15 protein-coding genes are annotated in these 16,503 nt (G+C 70.0%); 8 read left to right on the forward strand and 7 right to left on the reverse strand.

Going from position 1 to position 16,503, the window contains the following annotated elements; all coding sequences use genetic code 11:
* Positions 1-108 precede the first annotated feature (108 nt).
* Positions 109-1,623: a wax ester/triacylglycerol synthase family O-acyltransferase gene (locus ACH34W_RS17960; protein ID WP_395962038.1), complete on the forward strand. Its 1,515-nt coding sequence runs from the start codon at positions 109-111 to the stop codon at positions 1,621-1,623.
* Here the strand turns inward: ACH34W_RS17960 and ACH34W_RS17965 are convergent.
* The 3 genes from ACH34W_RS17965 to lpdA form a co-directional block, all read right to left on the reverse strand.
* A complete protein-coding gene (locus ACH34W_RS17965; RefSeq protein WP_395962039.1) occupies positions 1,610-2,635 on the reverse strand; it encodes a hypothetical protein in 1,026 nt (341 codons plus the stop codon). The genes ACH34W_RS17960 and ACH34W_RS17965 overlap by 14 nt on opposite strands.
* A 56-nt stretch (positions 2,636-2,691) precedes the next feature.
* Positions 2,692-3,561, reverse strand: coding sequence for a dimethylargininase (gene ddaH, locus ACH34W_RS17970; RefSeq protein ID WP_395962040.1), 870 nt, complete (start codon positions 3,559-3,561; stop codon positions 2,692-2,694).
* 262 nt (positions 3,562-3,823) lie between these two features.
* Positions 3,824-5,230 (reverse strand): dihydrolipoyl dehydrogenase, encoded by a 1,407-nt coding sequence (gene lpdA / locus ACH34W_RS17975; protein ID WP_395962235.1) that lies wholly within the window; start codon positions 5,228-5,230, stop codon positions 3,824-3,826.
* Between the two features lie 324 nt (positions 5,231-5,554).
* Here lpdA and ACH34W_RS17980 point away from each other — a divergent pair, with 324 nt between their 5' ends.
* The 5 genes from ACH34W_RS17980 to ACH34W_RS18000 all read left to right on the forward strand — a co-directional run bounded on the left by ACH34W_RS17980 (position 5,555) and on the right by ACH34W_RS18000 (position 10,851).
* On the forward strand, positions 5,555-6,325 hold the full coding sequence (locus ACH34W_RS17980; RefSeq protein ID WP_395962041.1) for a hypothetical protein: 771 nt from the start codon (positions 5,555-5,557) through the stop codon (positions 6,323-6,325).
* A 395-nt stretch (positions 6,326-6,720) separates the two neighbouring features.
* The gene (locus ACH34W_RS17985; RefSeq protein WP_395962042.1) at positions 6,721-8,109 is read left to right on the forward strand and encodes a family 2B encapsulin nanocompartment shell protein; all 1,389 of its coding nucleotides are present in this window, start codon (positions 6,721-6,723) and stop codon (positions 8,107-8,109) included.
* Positions 8,102-9,523, forward strand: coding sequence for a family 2B encapsulin nanocompartment shell protein (locus ACH34W_RS17990; RefSeq protein WP_395962236.1), 1,422 nt, complete (start codon positions 8,102-8,104; stop codon positions 9,521-9,523). Before ACH34W_RS17985 ends, ACH34W_RS17990 begins: the two co-directional genes overlap by 8 nt.
* Positions 9,520-10,563 carry a family 2 encapsulin nanocompartment cargo protein polyprenyl transferase gene (locus ACH34W_RS17995; protein WP_395962043.1) on the forward strand — a complete coding sequence of 348 codons (1,044 nt, stop codon included), beginning with the start codon at positions 9,520-9,522 and terminating at the stop codon, positions 10,561-10,563. Before ACH34W_RS17990 ends, ACH34W_RS17995 begins: the two co-directional genes overlap by 4 nt.
* Positions 10,564-10,599: 36 nt before the next feature.
* Complete coding sequence (locus ACH34W_RS18000; protein ID WP_395962044.1) at positions 10,600-10,851, forward strand: hypothetical protein; 252 nt, start codon at positions 10,600-10,602, stop codon at positions 10,849-10,851.
* Between the two features lie 322 nt (positions 10,852-11,173).
* Here the strand turns inward: ACH34W_RS18000 and ACH34W_RS18005 are convergent, their stop codons facing one another.
* Both ACH34W_RS18005 and ACH34W_RS18010 read right to left on the reverse strand, forming a co-directional pair.
* On the reverse strand, positions 11,174-12,880 hold the full coding sequence (locus tag ACH34W_RS18005) for a carboxylesterase/lipase family protein (RefSeq protein WP_395962045.1): 1,707 nt from the start codon (positions 12,878-12,880) through the stop codon (positions 11,174-11,176).
* Between the two features lie 108 nt (positions 12,881-12,988).
* Complete coding sequence (locus tag ACH34W_RS18010; RefSeq protein ID WP_395962046.1) at positions 12,989-13,423, reverse strand: MarR family winged helix-turn-helix transcriptional regulator; 435 nt, start codon at positions 13,421-13,423, stop codon at positions 12,989-12,991.
* 107 nt (positions 13,424-13,530) lie between these two features.
* Between ACH34W_RS18010 and ACH34W_RS18015 the strand changes: the two genes are divergently transcribed.
* Positions 13,531-14,418, forward strand: a complete 888-nt coding sequence (locus tag ACH34W_RS18015) for an MBL fold metallo-hydrolase (RefSeq protein ID WP_395962047.1) — start codon at positions 13,531-13,533, stop codon at positions 14,416-14,418.
* Positions 14,419-14,421: 3 nt separating this feature from the next.
* Here ACH34W_RS18015 and ACH34W_RS18020 read toward each other — a convergent pair whose 3' ends face one another.
* Positions 14,422-15,009 (reverse strand): TIGR03086 family metal-binding protein, encoded by a 588-nt coding sequence (locus tag ACH34W_RS18020; protein WP_395962048.1) that lies wholly within the window; start codon positions 15,007-15,009, stop codon positions 14,422-14,424.
* A 68-nt stretch (positions 15,010-15,077) separates the two neighbouring features.
* On the opposite strand from ACH34W_RS18020, the gene ACH34W_RS18025 reads away from it, so the two are divergent.
* Complete coding sequence (locus ACH34W_RS18025; protein WP_395962049.1) at positions 15,078-15,521, forward strand: MarR family winged helix-turn-helix transcriptional regulator; 444 nt, start codon at positions 15,078-15,080, stop codon at positions 15,519-15,521.
* A gap of 20 nt (positions 15,522-15,541) precedes the next feature.
* On the opposite strand, the gene ACH34W_RS18030 is transcribed toward ACH34W_RS18025, so the two are convergent.
* Positions 15,542-16,399, reverse strand: a complete 858-nt coding sequence (locus tag ACH34W_RS18030; RefSeq protein ID WP_395962050.1) for a GNAT family N-acetyltransferase — start codon at positions 16,397-16,399, stop codon at positions 15,542-15,544.
* Between the last annotated feature and the right edge of the window lie 104 nt (positions 16,400-16,503).

The following is a 16,503-nucleotide window of genomic DNA, read 5'->3' on the forward strand; positions in this document are numbered from 1 at the left end:
GTTAAGTCGCAGTTACTTCCTTACAGCCTGCATTGACCTACTTCACGGTATTTCTTACTCCTTGGGGGAGAGGCATCGCAGGCGGAGCAGAAATGGGGACGGACGAGCATGACACAGCTGACCGCGATGGACGCCAACTTCCTGTACGCGGAGACGAGCACCACGCATGTGCACATCGCCGGGCTGGGGGTAGTGGACGCGAGCACGTGCCCCGGCGGGCGGCTGACCGTCGACGCCATGGTCGAGCTGATCAGGGATCGTTCGCACCTCGCCGCACGGCCTCTGCGCCAGCGGCTGGTGGGGGTGCCCCTCGGCCTGGACCGTCCGTACTGGGAGGATGATCCGGACTTCGATCCGCGGCGGCACATCTTCGAGATCGCGCTACCGGCCCCGGGCGACGACCACCAACTGGCGGACGCGGTGGCCATGCTGCACGAGCAGCCGCTGGACCGGCACCGCCCGCTCTGGGAGCTGGTCATCATCCAGGGACTGTCGGGCGGCCGCACCGCCGTCTACGTCAAGGCCCACCACGCGGCGATCGACGGCGTGATGGCCGCCGAGACCCTCGCCGCCCTCCTCGACCTCACGCCGGAACCGCGCGACCTCCCCGCCGACGACCTCGAACCCGCCCGCGCGCCCGGCCGTCTGAGCATGCTGAGCACCGGCCTCCTCAAGACTGCGACGTACCCGGTCCGCAGCGCCCTGTCGATGGCCCGGACCGCCCCGTACCTCGACGAGATCCCGGGCGTCTCGGGGATTCCCGGCGTCGGCCTCATGACGCAGGTCGTCCAGGGCGCGCTACGGCTGGACGACTTCCCCAAGGCCCTGCGGACGAGCGCGCCGCCCACCCCGTTCAACCTGCCGATCGGGCGGCACCGCTCGGTGGCCTACGGCGACCTGTCGCTCGCGGAGATCAAGGAGATCCGCCGTGGGCTGGGAGGCAGTGTCAACGACGTGGTCATGGCCCTCTGCGCCACCGCGTTGCGGCAGTGGCTCGACAAGCGCGGCGAGCTGCCCGACCGGCCCCTCGCGGTGGGGGTGCCGGTGTCGCTCCGCAAGGGCGACGACGCCGGCGACCCGGGCAACCAGGTCTCGCTGATGGGCGCGCCGCTGGCGGTCCACGTGGCCGATCCGGCCGAACGCTACGCCGCCGTCCGGAAGGACATGAACATGGTCAAGCGCCGGTTCGTGGCGTCGTCCGGCACCTGGGTGCAGGAGCTGAGCGGCATCTTCCCGGCCCCGGTCGCGGGCGCCCTCACGCGCCTGGCGATGAACGCGCTGCCGGCGCTGCAGTCGGTCCCCAACGTCAGCGTGCGGCCGATCAACCTCATCATCTCGAACGTGCCGGGACCGCAGTTCCCGCTCTACCTGGGCGGGAGCAAGGTGCTCGGCTACTACCCGATCTCGGCCATCTCCGATCTGAGCGGCGGCCTCAACATCACCGTCTTCTCGTACGACGGCCGCGTCTGCGTCGGGGTGGTGGCCTGCCGCGACCTCGTACCGAATCCCTCCGAGGTCATCGACCACCTCACGGACGCCATGGCGGAGCTGAAGGACCTCGCCAGGCCCGCCCCCACCCCCACCCCCACCGCCGTCGCGGAGCCCGAGCTCACCCCTGTCTGAGCAGTGCGTCCCGGTGCCGCCACGCCAGTTCGAGCGCGGCGGCACCGGCCGGTTGCATCGGCTGGGGCACCGTCCCGTCGAACGCGGCCATCGCCACCGTGCCCTCGTCGTTCTCCCGGACCAGCTCGCCGAAGAGCCGGTCGAACGTTCCCGGCGCGATGATCACCACCGTGAGCAGATCGAGGGCGAACGTCAGCGGGTCCACACCGAGTCCGAGGGCGTAGGGTCGCACCGCCCCGGAGTCCCGGGCCGCGGCGAAGGCCGTGGCGAACGACGCGAAGCCCGGCTCGTGCCAGTCGGAGACCTCGTCGCTCCCGAGGAACTCCTCGCGGTACTCGCGTTGCATGGAGCGCCAGAGATCGAGGTCGCCCACCTCGTCGGCCAGCGGCTGGAAGACCCCGACCGGCATGACGTGATGGAGCCCGCCCGCGTGCGCGACCTTCGCCGGGTCACGCCAGTGCAGCACGTACGACGCCGGATCCCCGTCCCGGATCGTGAGCGTCGTGATCGCGACCAGGGTGGTGCGCCGGCTGAGATCGCACGGATCGCCCACACGCGTCCTCAGCGGCAGGTCCGCGCCGTCCGCGACGTAGGCAACGTCCGGACCGTCCGCGACCCTCGCGGCCAGTTCGTGTGCCACCGCCTCGCCCACGTTGACTCCGTCGAAGTAATGCGCCGGGCCGAAGCGGAGCACCTGCCTGTCGGCGTCGAGCAGCCGGTAGGCCGGGCGGTTCTCGAAGACCGTCGGCGGTGCGAGGACCGCCATGGCCTCCGCGTACGTGCGGAAGCCCTCCGGAAGCCCCTCCGCCGGGTCGGCCACGGCGGGCGGCTCCGGCTCGGGCTCCCACTCCAGCCGTACGGAAGCCAGCGGGACCGGCTCGGCCATGACCCATCCCGGCCTGGTCAGCAGCGCGGTCGACCCGATCCTGCACGCCTGCGGATAGAGGCCGTCGGCGACCTTGCCCAGCTCGGCCCGGCTCGCGTTCAGCCTCTTCCGCACGTCCGCCCACATGGATCCCAGCCTACGAAGTTCCCTCCTGGGCGCGTCGCAGTTTTTGGCTTCCGCGATCAAGCCGTGCGGAGCTCCAGGGTGCAGCACTTGGGCCCGCCGCCCGCCTTGCGCAACTCCGAAAGGTCGACCGGGACGGGACGGTAGCCGCGCTCGTCCAGGAGCTTGATCAGCCCTGTGGCCTCGGCGTTGACGACGACGTTGAGGCCGTCGCCAACCGCGTTGAGGCCCAGCACCTCCGCGTCCCTCTCGTCGGCGATGATCGCGTCCGGGAACAGCCGCTCCAGTACGGCGCGGCTGCCGGTGGAGAAGGCGCCGGGGTAGTACGCGACGTTGTCGCCGTCGAGCGGGAAGAGGGCGGTGTCCAGGTGGTAGAAGCGCGGGTCGACCAGGCGGAGCGTCACCACCGGCCTGCCGAGGTACTCCTGGGCCTCTTGGTGAGCGGCCAGGTCCGTACGGAAGCCAGTGCCGGCCAGGATCACGTGGTCGAGGGTGAGGAAGTCGCCCTCGCCCTCGTTGGTGTGGGCGGGCTCCAGCAACTCGGGGAACCCGTTGGCGCGCAGCCACGACGCGTACGCCGGACCCTCCGCCGCACGTTCGGCATGGGTGAAGCGCGCTCCGTACGCCCGGCCGCCGACCACCAGCGCGCCGTTCGCCGCGAACACCATGTCGGGCAGACCCGGGAGCGGGTCGATCAGCTCGACCTCGTGGCCGAGCGCGAGGTACGCCGACCGCAGCGCCTCCCATTGCTCGACCGCCCGCGCCGCGTCGGCGCCCGCGGCGGGGTCCATCCACGGGTTGATCGCGTACGTGACGGCGAAGTGCTCCGGGCGGCACATGAGGTATCGGCGCCGCAGGGCCTCGCGCGCCGGGATCGGCCGGACGGCGGTGGCGGTGGCGGTCGGCTCGATGGCCGAGGACACGGTCATTCGGTCTCCTGAAGAGGCTTCCCAAAAGGTGATCGGTGATCGAAAGCCTAAGGAAGCCACGGCCGCGTAACCAATACGCCGATCTTGCGCTGACCTGGTGTTTCGTTGCTTCTCCGAGGCGGATTTCAGCGAATCGTTGCGCGTTCATCCGCCCGAAACAGCGGCGCCCGGAACATCCCGAAATCGGCGTGCCAGGGAACGCCCGAAGCCCCCGTTCTGTCACAGAACGGGGGCTTCGTCAGGGATTCAGGGGTTCCTGGGGTCAGAGGTTGATCATGTGGCCGGCCAGCCCGTGCACGGCCTCCTTCATGGCCTCGCCGAGCGTGGGGTGGGCGTGCACGTTGCGCGCGACCTCGTCCACGGTCAGGTCCCACTGCTGGGCCAGCGTCAGCTCCGGCAGCAGCTCGGTCACCTCCGGGCCGATCATGTGCGCACCGAGGATCTCGCCGTACTTGGTGTCGCTGATGATCTTCACGAAGCCGTCGCCCTCACCCATGCCCAGCGCCTTGCCGTTCGCGCTGTAGGGGAACTTGGCGACCTTGACGTCGAAGCCCTGCTCCCTGGCCTGCGCCTCGGTCCAGCCGAAGCTGGCGATCTGCGGCTGGCAGTACGTGGCGCGCGGGATCATGATGAAGTCGATCTCCATCGTCTCCGCCTCGGCGATGGTCTCGGCGGCGATGATGCCCATCGCCTCGGCCGCGTGCGCGAGCATCAGCTTGGCGGTCACGTCGCCGATGGCGAAGATGTGAGGGACCGAGGTCCGGCCGCGGCCGTCCACGTCGATGGCGCCGCGCTCGGTCAGCCGCACGCCGGTCTTCTCCAGGCCGTAGCCCTCCACGTTCGGCGCGAACCCGATCGCCTGCAGGACCTTGTCGGCCTCCAGCACCGTCTGGGCGCCGTCCTTGCCGGTCACCGTCACCTTGACCTTGTCGCCGGAGTCGTCGATGGCGTCGACCCGGGTCGAGGTCAGCACGTCGACGCCGAGCTTGCGGTAGCGCTTGGCGAGCTCCTTGGAGACGTCGGCGTCCTCGTTCGGCACCATCCGGTCCAGGAACTCGACGACCGTCACCTTGACGCCGTAGTTGTGGAGCACGTAGGCGAACTCGACGCCGATCGCGCCGGCGCCCGCGATCACGATGCTGTCCGGCAGCTCGGCGCTGAGGATCTGCTCCTCGTACGTCACGACGCGCTCGGAAAGCGAGGTGCCCGGCAGCAGCTTGGTGTGCGCGCCCGCGGCGATGATGCAGGAGCCGAACGTGACGGACTCGGTCGATCCGTCCGCCTTCGCCACCTGCAGGGTGTTGGGATCGGTGAACGTGCCACGCCCGTCGAAGGACGTGATCTTGTTCTTCTTCATCAGGAACTGCACGCCCTTGACGAGCTTGTCCGACACCTCACGGCTGCGCTGGAACGCCTTGCCGTAGTCGAAGGAGACCTGCCCCTCGACCTTGATCCCGTACTTCTCCTGCTCCGTGGTGAAGATGTGCGCCAGCTCGGCGTTCCTCAGCAGCGCCTTCGAGGGGATGCACCCGACGTTGAGACACACGCCGCCCCAGTACTTCTCCTCGATGATCGCCGTCTTCAGCCCGAGCTGCGCGGCCCGGATCGCGGCGACATATCCACCAGGGCCGGAGCCCAGGACCACGGTGTCAAAGTGAGTGCTCATAATCAATGACGATATTCGGCGGCAGGGCGTGCTCGCATCTCGCCCCTACCTGCGAGCCTGTACCGTTCGGTAGCAGGTACAGGGCGTGACGGACAGGCGTCCGTTCGAACGTTTCTGTCACTGCCTGTTATGGTTTGAGGATCTTCCTGGCGGCAACCACTGGGATGCGGCGGACGTGCGCGGAGTGACCGCGCGGGGTGACGGAGACCTCGGCGCTCCCCGGAACAATCTGAGTCGCCCGCGTCGTTAGTTGCAGCGTCGATACCAACCGTGGACACCAACCCCCGCCGGTCCGGGCCGGGCCGCGGTGATCGAGGAGAGGGACGAGTGCGGATTCCCAAGCGCGTCAATGTGGCTCTCGACTGGGCGGAGCAGCACTTCGGCGCACTTGCGGTGGTCGTCACCTTGGTCGCAGCCGCCGCGGCGGCGCTGCTCGCGCCGCCGGCGATCGGGCTGCCCGTGGCGGGCTTCATCCTCGGGGTCGCCGCCGGCGGCTTCGCGGTGCACATGCGCATGGTCAAGCGGATCGCCCGGGTGCGGGCCGACGTCGACGACCTGCTCCGGGAGAACGGGTCGCTCCGGCACCGCAACACCGTCCTCAGCAGCGGCGTGATCACGCGCGAGTCGCAGGTGACCCAGGCGCTCGTGGCCATCCCCGAAGAGCTGCCCGAGGACGACCCGCAGCGCACGGAGCAACTCCCGGAGCTCCCTGACTCCGACGAGACCGACGAGACCGACGAGACCGGCGGCCCGGCGGGCAAGACCCAGCCGGTCGACGACGCACGGGCCGCGCGAGAAGCCCAGTCCGCGCGAGAAGCCCAGTCCGCGAGCGAGGCCGAGTCCGCGAGCGACGTCCGGCCGGTCAACCAGACCCAGCCGCTGGACGACACCCTGGTAGAGCAAGCCCGATCGGAGACCGGCGCCGGCAAGAGCGTGGGCACCGGCGGCAACAAGACCGTCGGTCACAAGCCGGGCGGTGCCAAGCCAGGCGGTCCCAAGCCAGGCGGCAACAAGCGCGCCGGTGGCAAGACGGGCGCGGGCAAGACGGCCGGTTCCAAGACCCGGACATCGGGCAACTACCCGGGCAAGAACGCCTGACCCCTCCTCGGGCCCAGGCGCCCGCTAACGCCTGACCCCTTCCTCGTGCCTAGGCGCCCGATGGCGCCGCCGCCGGTCTGTCGTCGCAGTTCAACGAGGCCATTCTGATTGCTGCCTGCCGGTGTAGCGGCCGCTACACCGGCTCTGCCATCCCCCTCGGCCGCTCGTGGTGTAGCGGAACGGTTGCAGAAGGTAATGCCAAGGTAAGCCTAGTCTCATATTGCGATCACGTGACTACGCTATGTAATCTCACTGCGAGTGAGGGCGAATCAATGAAAGGAGTTTTTGGTCCGGAAATGCCGACGCCCTCTCCTGGTACCTCCATTCACTTTTTCATTTCCTGAAGCCGGCCTCTCCCGGGCGATACGAAAAAACCGATTGGTGGTGTGTGGATCGTGACTGAGCAGCAGCTGAGCCTCGGTACGGCGGCGGCGCGCAATCTCGCGACGACGACCAAGTCCGTTCCCCAGATGCAGGGCATCTCCTCCCGTTGGCTGCTGAAACTCTTGCCGTGGGTGCAGGCGTCCGGCGGCGCGTACCGCGTCAACCGGCGGCTGACCTACACGGTCGGGGACGGGCGCGTCACGTTCGTCAACACCGGCGCCGACATCCAGGTCATCCCGCGTGAGCTGGGCGAGCTCCCGGCGCTGCGCGGCTTCGACGACGAGGAGGTGCTGACGGCGCTGGCCGGCCGCTTCGAGCAGCGGGAATACCGGCCCGGCGACGTGATCGTCGAGGCGGGCACCCCGGTCGACCGCGTCTACCTCGTCGCGCACGGCAAGCTGAACGAGGTCGGCCAGGGCGAATTCGGTGACGAGACCGTGCTGCGGGTGCTCGCCAACGGCTCCTTTTTCGGCCACGAGTCACTCGTCGACTCCAGCCGGGAATGGGACCAGTCGCTGCGCGCGGTCACGGCCTGCACGCTGCTCGTCATGCCGGTGACACAATTCCGTGAGGTGGCTGAGCGTTCCGACGAATTGCAGGCCCACCTGGAGGAGTTCCGCAGTCGGCCTGAGCGCGCCCAGAACCCGCACGGCGAGGCCAACATCGAGGTCGCGTCCGGGCACGCGGGCGAGCCCGACCTCCCCGGCACCTACGTCGACTACGAGGGCGCACCCCGCGAGTACGAGCTGAGCGTGGCGCAGACCGTCCTGCGGGTGCACACGCGCGTCGCCGATCTCTACAACGAGCCGATGGACCAGGTCGAGCAGCAGCTCCGGCTGACCATCGAGGCCCTGCGCGAGCGCCAGGAGCACGAGCTCATCAACAACCGCGACTTCGGGCTGCTGCACAACGCCGACCTCTCCCAGCGCATCCACACCCGCACCGGCCCGCCGACCCCCGACGACATGGACGAGCTGGTGTCCACGGTGTGGAAGGACCCGGCGTTCTTCCTCGCCCATCCGCGGACGATCGCCGCGTTCGGCCGCGAGTGCAGCCGCCGCGGTGTCTACCCGGACTCGGTCGAGGTCCAGGGGCACCGGCTGCCGGCCTGGCGCGGCCTGCCCCTCTATCCGTGCAACAAGATACCGATCAGCCCGACCCGGACCAGCTCGATCCTGCTGATGCGCACCGGCGAGTGCGCGCAGGGCGTGATCGGCCTGCACCAGACGGGCATCCCGGACGAGTTCCAGCCGAGCCTGTCGGTGCGTTTCATGGGCGTCGACGAGAAGGCGATCATCTCGTACCTGGTCAGCGCCTACTACTCCGCCGCCGTCATGGTCCCGGACGCGCTCGGCATCCTGGACAGCGTCGAGATCGCGCAGGGCGGTGACCGTGCCTGAGGGCCCCGGCACGCCGGATTCCGCCCGCCCGCAAGCTTCCACGCTGAGCCTCAGCACGGCGGCGGCGCGCAATCTCGCGACCACGACCAAGTCCGTCCCGCAGATGCGGGAGATCACACCGCGCTGGTTGCTGCGGATGCTCCCGTGGGTCCAGACGAAGGGCGCCTACCGGGTCAACCGGCGGCTCACCTACCAGCTCGGCGACGGGCGCCTGACGTTCCTGTCGACCGGCGCCGAGGTGCGGGTGGTTCCGCAGGAGCTGAGGGAGCTGCCGCCGCTGCGCGGCCTGGACGACAACGAGGCGCTGGAGGCGCTGGCCGACCGGTTCGTCCAGCGCGAGTACCGGCCGGGGGATCTGCTCGTCGAGGCCGGGCGGCCGGCGGACGAGGTCGTCCTGATCGCGCACGGCAAGGCCGCCCAGCTGGGCGCGGGGGAGTACGGCGGCGACACCGAGCTGGCGGTGCTGGACGGCGGCGACTTCGTGGGCGCCGACCTGCTGGCGCATCCGCCCGGTGCGGACCCGCCGGCCGACTGGGAGTTCGGGCTCAAGGCGCTCACCCCGTGCACGGTGCTGGCGCTGTCCCGCGAGGCGGCCGACGAGCTCATCGGGCGCAACGAGAGGCTGAGCGCGCATCTGGAGGCGTTCCGGTCGGCTCCCGTCCACCCGAGCAACCGGCACGGCGAGGCGTCGATCGACCTTTCAGCCGGGCACGAGGGTGAGGCGGAGCTCCCGGGCACCTTCGTCGACTACGAGGCCGCGCCGAGGGAGTACGAGCTCAGCGTGACGCAGACCCTCCTGCGGGTGCACACCCGGGTCGCCGACATCTACAACGGCCCGATGAACCAGCTGGAGCAGCAGCTCCGGCTGACCATCGAGGCGGTGCGCGAGCGGCAGGAGCGCGAGCTCCTCAACAACCGGGAGTTCGGCCTCCTCCACAACGCCGATCTCAAGCAGCGCATCCAGACCCGGGGAGGCCCGCCGACCCCCGACGACATGGACGACCTGCTGTGCCGGCGCCGGGGCACGAAGTTCTTCCTCGCCCATCCCCGCACGATCGCCGCGTTCGGCCGCGAGTGCAACCGCTGCGGCATCTACCCGGCCACGACCGAGGTGGACGGGCGGCGCGTGCACGCCTGGCGCGGCGTGCCGCTCCTGCCGAGCGACAAGGTGCCGATCAGCTCCGCCGGCGTCACGTCCATCCTGGCGATGCGCACCGGCGAGCAGGACAACGGCGTCGTGGGGCTGCACCGCACCGGGATCCCGGACGAGGTCCGGCCCGGCCTGTCCGTCCGGTTCAACGGGATCGATGAGAAGGCGATCCTCTCCTACCTCGTCAGCGCCTACTACTCCGCAGCCGTACTGGTCCCCGACGCCCTCGGCGTCCTCGAGAACGTGGAGATCGCACGACGATGACCGCCGCACAGGAGGAGACCGTGTCCGCCCGGACCGCGACCGAGGTGCTGGCCTGGAGCCGCTGCCTGGTCGAACCCGCGCTCCGCGACGCCATCGCGGAGCTGCCCGGCGGCATGCGGCGCATCGCCGCCTACCACTTCGGCTGGGAGGACGAGGAGGGCAGGCCGACCCGGGTGGGCGGCGGCAAGACCATCCGGCCGGCGCTCACCCTGCTCGCCGCCGAGGCGGTCGGCGGCGCGGCGGCCACCGCGATGCCGGCCGCGCTCGCGGTGGAGCTGGCGCACAACTTCTCGCTCCTGCACGACGACGTGATGGACGGCGACCACACCCGGCGGCACCGTGCGACCGCCTGGCGGGTCTTCGGCGCCAACTTCGCGATACTGGGCGGCGACGCCCTGCTGGCGTTCGCGTTCGAGATCCTCGCCGCCGACGCCCATCCCGCCTCGCTCCTCGCCGTCGCCGACCTCTCGCGGGCCGTCGTGCAGGTCGTCGAGGGGCAGAGCCGGGACATGGACTTCGAACGCCGCGCCGACGTCGACCTCCCCGAGTGCGTTGACATGGCCCAGCGCAAGACCGCCGCCCTCCTCGGCGCCGCCTGTGCCCTCGGCGCCACCTACGGCGAGGGCACACCCGACCAGGTCGACCGGCTGCGGCGTTTCGGCGAACGCCTCGGGCTGGCCTTCCAGCTCGTCGACGACCTGCTCGGCATCTGGGGCGATCCCGCGGTCACCGGAAAGCCCGTCCACTCCGACCTCTTCAACCGCAAGAAGTCCCTGCCCGTCGTCGCAGCGCTGACCTCCGGCACCCCCGCTGGGGGCGAGCTGGCCGCGCTCTACCACCGGAGCCGCCCCCTGACCGAGGACGAGGCCGCCCTCGCCGCGGGTCTCATCGAGGTCGCGGGCGGCCGGTCCTGGACGGTCCGCCGGGCCGAGGAGGCCCTCGCCGAGGCCCTCACCGAACTGGACGCCGCGGCACCCGTCCTCCAGGCGGGCGCCGAACTCCGCTCCCTCGCGCACCTGGTGACCCAGCGCGACTACTGACTATTTCTCGATCATGTGTTCGAGTAGAGTCGGATCGTGCAGACCCAACGGGCGGGGCAGACCCGCGATCACGTGCCGTTCGTGTGCCCGCAGGGTCATCGGCTGGAGGCGGGGCGTGTCATCGTCGGCTGGTCTCCGTGTACGTGCCCGCCGTGCACCGAGCAAGGCCGGGGACTGTGGGGACACCGCACGTACCTGTGCCTGAGCTGCAAGGACGAGCATGTGACGACCATGTGCTACCTGCCCTATCACGTGCCCTCCCGGGAGTCCGACTACCGGTGGCCGTGATCCGGAGCATGGGGCGGGGCCGGTCTCAGTAGGGGAGCCTGCGCCCTGAGGGTGTTCGCAGGTCGAGCGTGTCGCGACGGTGGCGGCGGGTGGCGGGGCGCCGACGGATCTGAACGCGGCCCTGGTCCTGGCTCTTCATGGCGTTCTCCTCTCGATGTTCCTTAGTACGGATGCATCGGTCGTTTTCGCCTGGAACCAACAATGGCCGCCCCCGGACCGTCGTACATCGGTCCGGGGGCGGCACTCGGCCTCGGTCTTTCGGCGCAGTCCTCACGCCGGGCCGTACCTCCTCAGCGGTAGAGGGCCTCAGAGGTCGACGGCCTCAGCGGTAGATGGACTGCCAGAACTCGTAGCCGTGGTCGCCCGCGAAGTTCATCGGCCGCACGCCGCCCCTGCCGGGCGCCAGGCTCTGGGCGGTGTCGCCGCTGGTCGGGCGCCAGCGCGGCGAGCCGGGGCCGTTCGGGTCGCCGGTCCGGGCGAAGCGCGTCCAATAGCGGGTCATCTGGTCGGCGAGCCGCTCCTGCGAGGGAGAGAGCCGCCGCCCCGCGAAGTAGTCGGTGTCGAACTGGTACTGCAGCTCGGCCGCGTGGAAGGCGCCGGTGGGGAAGGACGGCTGCGGCGAGTTCGCCACCCAGGGGGCCTTGTCGTCGGCGAACTCGTAGGCGTACGTGGGCACCTGGCCGGCGAGCGTCCGGCTGACGTCGCTCACCGAACGGGCGAAGTTGGCGTCGGTGACGACGGCGGCCCAGGCCTCGCTGAACGAGCCGTAGTTCCCGGCGGGGTAGCGCGCCAGCACCTTCGGCGCCTTCTCCTTGCCGACGTACGCGACGATCCGCTGGGCGTACTCGGCCTCATCCTTGATCGGAGGCACCCCGTAGATCTGCTGCGCGGCCTCGAACGTCCGGTACTCGTGGCGTGTCATGCCGTGCATCACCGGGACCTTGTTGAACCGCCCGGTGGACATCGCCTCCGCCGGTGACAAGGGCAGGACGCCACCGCCTCCGTACACCGGCGCGAACCCGAACTCCGACTTCTTCAGGAGCGTCTCGGGCGGGACATCACGCAGGCACTTCGCCGCCGTGGCCGGATCGGCGCAGCCCAGATCGGCGGCCACCGACACGCCCTGCTTCTCCGCCATCGCGCGCGGGCGCGGCAGCCAGGCACCGGTCGGATCGGGTGTGCCGTCCCACTCGGGCCAGTTCCTGACCGTGCACGGCCCGCTCTGCACGATCGCCCGCTGGAAGAGCCCGGCGGCCGCCGGGGAGGTCAGCTGCGAGCAGGTGCTGATGCCGCCCGCCGACTCGCCGAAGACGGTGACGTTCCGCGGGTCACCGCCGAATGCGGTGGCGTTGCGCTTGACCCAGCGGAGCGCGGCCTGCTGGTCCTCCAGCCCGAAGTTGCCCGAACGCTTCTTCGCCGTTCCCTTGTCGAGCGCCGGATGGTCGAGGAACCCGAACAGTCCGAGCCGGTAGTTGATCGTCACCACGACCACGTCGCCGCGCTTCACCAGGTCGTACGGCCGGTAGAGCGCACCCGACCCGTTCCGGTAGCCGCTGCCGTGGATCCACACCATGACCGGCAGCTTCCCGGCCCGCCGAGGGCTGGTGACATTGACGAACAGGCAGTCCTCGCTGACACTGCGCTTCTCGCCGAAGATGCCTTCGTTCTGCGCGCATGAGGCACCGGGTCTCGTCGCGTCGCGCACGCCACTCCACGGCTGGGCGGGTCGTGGTGAGCCCCATCGGTATTCGCCCACCGGCGCCGCCGCGTACGGGATGCCCTCGAACTCCCGGACGCCCTCGGTCACCTCGCCGCGCACCGCACCCTTGTCGGTCACCACCACCGGCCCGCTGCCGTACGTGGCCGCCGACCCGCTTCCGTTCACGGCCGCCTGTCCGCTTCCGTTCAGGACCACCGGCCCGCCCGCAGCCGACGCCGTCCCGGCCAGCCCGGTCGCGATCAGCCCGGTTCCGGCGGTCACGGCGAGCGCCGCACCCAGCACCTGTCGCTTGCTCCTGCTGTTGCCCATGACGCTCTCTTTTCGTTGGAGTGGCTTGGCTCCAACGATTCCGGTGCGCGGCCTCGCGCTCACTGGGCCTTTCTCTAGAGCGCGGGTGGGCTTTTCCCTACCCCGAGGTCAGTGGCTGCCACCCGGGACGGCGCGAAGGAGCAGGTCGCGCAGGGTGTCCTGCTCATCCCGGGACAGGCCTGCGAGAGGGGACTCCTCGGTGAGCAACTTCAGGAGCTGCTCGCGGAGCACCTCGCCCTCGGGCGTGAGCACGAGCTGCTTGGCGCGGCGGTCGCTCGGGTGCGGGCGGCGCTCGACCAGGCCGCGCTTTTCGAGCTTGTCGATGACGAACGTCGCGTTCGACGGCTCGCAGCTCATGCGTTCGGCGAGCTCGCGCATCGTCATCGGACCGGTCAGCTCGCGGAGCGCGGTGGCCTGCGGCCCGGTCAGGTCGAGCTTGGTGGCGCGGACCCGGACGTGCTCCTCGATCTGCCGGGACAACCCGTTCACCAGCCCGCACAGCACGCGTTCGGCGATCACGAGCTCGTCTTCGGCGGAGGTCATGGTGGTGATCCTAGCAAAGGATGCATCAAGCTCTAATGTTTGCAACTTGAATAGTTCTAGTTGTAAGTTTCCCTTGAATCGATCACTGCTCACGAAGGGGCATCCCCATGACCAGTTCCGCTTCGGCGTCCCGAACCACCCGCGAAGGTGAACTCCGGTCGATCCAGCTCGGCGAGCTCAAGGTCAGCTATGTCCCGGACGGGGTCGTGCGCCTGAACGCGCTGCGCTGGCTGCCCAGCTCCACCGCGGAGTTCTGGGCGGCGAACCCGGCGTACGTCGACGGCGCCGGCGATCTGATCGCGAGCATCGGCGGGCTCCTCGTCGAGCACGGCGACCGTGCGCTGCTGATCGACGCCGGGTTCGGCCCGCGGACGTTCCCGGCGGAGCCCGGCAACGCGCACGGCGCCATCCGGGGCGGGGCGCTGCTCGACAACCTCGCCAAGCTGGGCCGCACGCCGGACGACATCGAAGCCGTGGCGATCACCCACCTGCACATCGATCACCTCGGCTGGCTCTGGCGGGACACCGGGGACGACGGCCGGCCGCCCTTCGCGAACGCGGACATCCTCATCACCGAACCGGAGTGGGCCGCTCCTGAGCTCGCCGCCGAGCAGGGCACCGGCCCCGAGATCCTGAAGGCGATGGCGCCCCAGGTGCGGACGACCACGGACGACGAAGAGATCTTTCCGGGGGTACGGGTGCGGCTGATCCCGGGCCACACCGCCGGGCACGCCGCGTACAGCATCACCTCGGGCGGGCAGCGGCTGATCGCGTTCGGCGACGCGCTGCACACCCCCGCCCAGGTCGGCCATCCGGAGCTGTCCGCCGCCCCTGACCTCGACTCCGCCCGTTCCGCCGCGTTCCGCCGCAGTCTTGTCGCCGAACTCGCGGACGCCCCGGACACGATCGGCTTCGGCGGGCACTTCGCCGACGTCGTGTTCGGGCGCGTCCGCCGCGACGGCGAACGCGCCGTGTGGGTGCCGGAGCCCGTGTGAGGGTCAGGCAGGCCAAGCGGGGGAGCGGCCCAGGTGCGTGAGGATTCGATCGAGCGGGGTCTCGCCGGAGGCGGGGAGGGCATGCCGGAAGGCGGTGCCGGGCTTGCGGCTCTGCTCGTCGTCCGGCACTGAGAGCGCGATTTTCAGGGCGGTGTCGGTCAGGTCCTCGGCGAGCTCGAAGGGTTGGCCGAGCGCGCGGGCCATGTCCCAGCCGTGGACCACGTAGTCGATGAAGTGGAAGCTCATCGCCATCGGGGCGGGGAAGGCATGGTCCCCGAACTCCGCGAGCGTGAACGTGCGGTCGAGCGCCCCCGGCTCCGCGAAGGCGGCGATGACCGTTTCGGCGGCTTCGGCATAGGCCTTCACCGGGTCGTCGGCGAGCGGCTGGACGGCCCACACGGCGAGGTCGCCGCCCTTGCCATGGGCGGCGGCCGCGAAGCCGTGGTGCTGGGCGGTCATGTGCGCGAGCAGGTCGCGCACCGTCCAGCCTTCGCACGGCGTAGGACGGTCGAGGTCGGCGGAGGCCAGCGTGGAGACGATGTCCACGCTGGTCTGCACCGCATGGCGGTCGAGATCCCGGATGTCTGTCATGCCCAGACTGTACGCACGTGCATATCGTACGCGCAAGCTTATTATTTGCCGGAGCATATCGTTATGCCGTGGACGACGAACGGCCCGACCTGGCGGCGATGATGATCCCGCTCGGGCGCATCTTGATGGCGGCCGAAGAGCCGGTGCTGGCGGCCCATGACGTGTCGATGTGGGCGTACGCGGTGCTGCACGCCCTGGACGAACGCCCCGTTCGCAACCAGAGCGCGCTCGCCCAGGCGATCGGAGCCGACAAGACCCGCATCATCGGTGTTCTGGACGGCTTGCAGGAGCGCGGGCTGATCCGCCGCGAGCCCGACCCGGCCGACCGGCGGGCTCACCTGCTCTCCTTGACGCCGGAGGGACGGCGCGTGCGTGACGCGGTCCGCGCAGGGATCCAGGAACGCGAAAACCGGCTCCTCGAACGCCTACCCGAAGGCGACCGCCACGCCTTCCTCAGGGCCCTGCAGGCCCTCCACGCCATCCCGCGCGAGGAAATCCTCCGCGAGCCGTAAAACCGGTGCAGCGACTTGGGCTAGGGCCCGGGCTCGGGCTCGGGCTCGGGCTCGGTGAGAACGTAGGTGCGGTTGCGCGCGTACGGACGGAACCCCACCGACATGTACGTCGCGCGTGCCGACGGATAGGCGTCGTCGCCGCGGGCGCAGACCCGCGCGGTCTCGGCGCCCAGGTCGCGGGCGGTGCGGAGGGCCCCGAGGATGGCGGCGCTCGCGAGCCCGAGCCGGCGGTGGCCGGGGTCGGTGCCGACCGGTTCGAGGATGGCGACCTTGTTGCGTTCGTCCAGCCAGACCAGGCAGGACGCGGCGGGCGTGCCGTCGGGCGCCGTCACGAACCAGTCGAGTTCCGGCCGGTAGGGCCAGGCGCGCATGATGTTGCGATAGCTCTCGGTGGTGACCCTGGAGGGCGGTCCGTCGGGCAGGGTGAACGCGGCGCGGTGCACGGCCGCGCGGGCCTCAGCGTCGTTCTCTGAACGTACGGGGCGGAGTGTGTAGCCGTCGGGCACCGCGGGCTCGGGCAGCGGGTCGGCGAGGGAACGGGAGAGGTGGATGAAGAACAGCCCGGTCCACTCGCGGTAACCGCGGCGGAGGAGGGCTTCGATCATGGCTGTCTCGTCCTCCAGGACCGTGACCGCACGGCCACCGGTCTCGGCGAACCACGCCAGGATCTCGTCCGCCAGCTCGGGGTGGGCGGGGTCGAGCTGGAGGTCGAGGGAGCCGTTGGGCAGGTTCGCCCAGGTCCACGCGACCGTCTGACCTCCTCGTTCCCACAGTGCGGTGCGCCGCTCCGACTCACGTCCGGTGTGCTGGAACCACATCCAGGCCATGTCGCCGATGTGCCAGCGAGAGGGCCAGAGACGCTGGGTCAGCTCTTGCATGTCGCGCAACATCAGTTGTTTTGCCTCCTATTTTGGGCGCATTGGACTAATGCCCTCATCCGGTCAATAACGGGGCGAGCTGGGTAAATGGTGCAACACTGAGG

Source organism: Actinomadura sp. 6N118, from assembly GCF_044326415.1.
Classification (GTDB): Bacteria; Actinomycetota; Actinomycetes; order Streptosporangiales; family Streptosporangiaceae; genus Spirillospora.